We start from the raw sequence: 1,307 nt of genomic DNA on the forward strand, positions 1-1,307 counted from the left end.
CAATTTCTCGCAATCCTGGCTACGGGGACGGCCAGTCGGGCGCTATTCCCGGACAGCCTCCTGGTCAGTGTGCCGGGGGAGAAACAATCGTCCATAAGCATAGACCAACTGGATACTTTCCAGGGGGCTATTGTCAGATTCTGTTGAAGGAGATATAACAATAAGCGGGAACATCAGCGTGGCAGTCAATAAGTCCCGGGTTTGAGGGCTTTTTTTATCATTTCAGAAAAATGTTACGATTATCAATTGATGTGAGCATTATTAACCAAAGGTAGTTTTCCCGCCCCTGCCGGTCAGGGCGTCGTTGGGGCCAAGTAATGGAGCAGATGGATTCATGCAATATCTGATTACCGGTGGGACCGGGTTTATTGGGCGCCGACTGGTTCATCGTCTGCTTAATGAAGGGCATCAGGTAGTCGTGTTGAGTCGACGACCGGCTAAAGAAGTCCGCCTGCAACTCTCCACCCGGGTGAAACCAGTTTCATCGCTATCGGCTGTTAATCCATCCTCGTATTTTGATGCGGTGATTAATCTCGCCGGTGAGGGCATTCTTGATAAAAGATGGAGCCAGGCTCGCAAAAAGATCCTTCTGGATAGCCGTATAGGGGTGACTTCGGAGCTGGTTGACCTCATTGAGCGGATGGAGAAGAAACCGGGCTGTTTCATCAGTGCTTCTGCGATTGGCTATTATGGCTTTTCTCGTCCCACAGAGGAGCTGGACGAGTCAGCGCCAGTGGGCAGTGACTTTGCGGCAACCCTCTGCGATCGCTGGGAGCAGGTAGCCCGGCGCGTTGAGGCGCTGGGGGTTCGCACCTGTATCGTCAGAATCGGCGTGGTATTGCATCCAGGTGGTGGCGCGTTGCAGAAGATGTTACCTGTTTTTCGTCTTGGGTTGGGCGGCCCCATTGGTAATGGCCAGCAGATCATGTCCTGGATTCACATGGATGACATGCTCAATGCATTGGTCTATCTGGTAAACCATCCGGAAATGAAAGGTGTCTTCAATGCCGTTGCCCCGGAGATTCTGACCAATAAGGCATTTGCCCGGGAACTTGGCCGTGCCCTTCGCCGACCGGCTATCCTGAGCACGCCGGAAATTGTACTTGCGTTGATGCTTGGGGAGTCTGCGCAATTATTAACCCGGGGGCAGGCTGTTATTCCCGGACGACTGCAAGAGGCGGGTTTTACTTTCGCCTATCCCAATGCCAAAAAGGCTCTGGCATCGTTGCTTGCTTACCTGCGATAAACACGACCTGGGAGGCTGTCCGAGAATAGACTGCCCTACTGCGGTGGCAGCAAATTGGTCT

The 1,307-nt window shown here is 52.9% G+C and carries 1 protein-coding gene; it reads left to right on the forward strand.

Annotated features, from left to right (window positions below; genetic code table 11):
- Positions 1–334: 334 nt before the first annotated feature.
- On the forward strand, positions 335–1,246 hold the full coding sequence (locus KDK14_RS17135; protein ID WP_257266401.1) for a TIGR01777 family oxidoreductase: 912 nt from the start codon (positions 335–337) through the stop codon (positions 1,244–1,246).
- The last annotated feature ends 61 nt before the right edge of the window (positions 1,247–1,307 follow it).

It is taken from the genome of Endozoicomonas sp. ONNA2 (assembly GCF_024606365.1).
In the GTDB taxonomy this organism is placed as follows: domain Bacteria; phylum Pseudomonadota; class Gammaproteobacteria; order Pseudomonadales; family Endozoicomonadaceae; genus Endozoicomonas.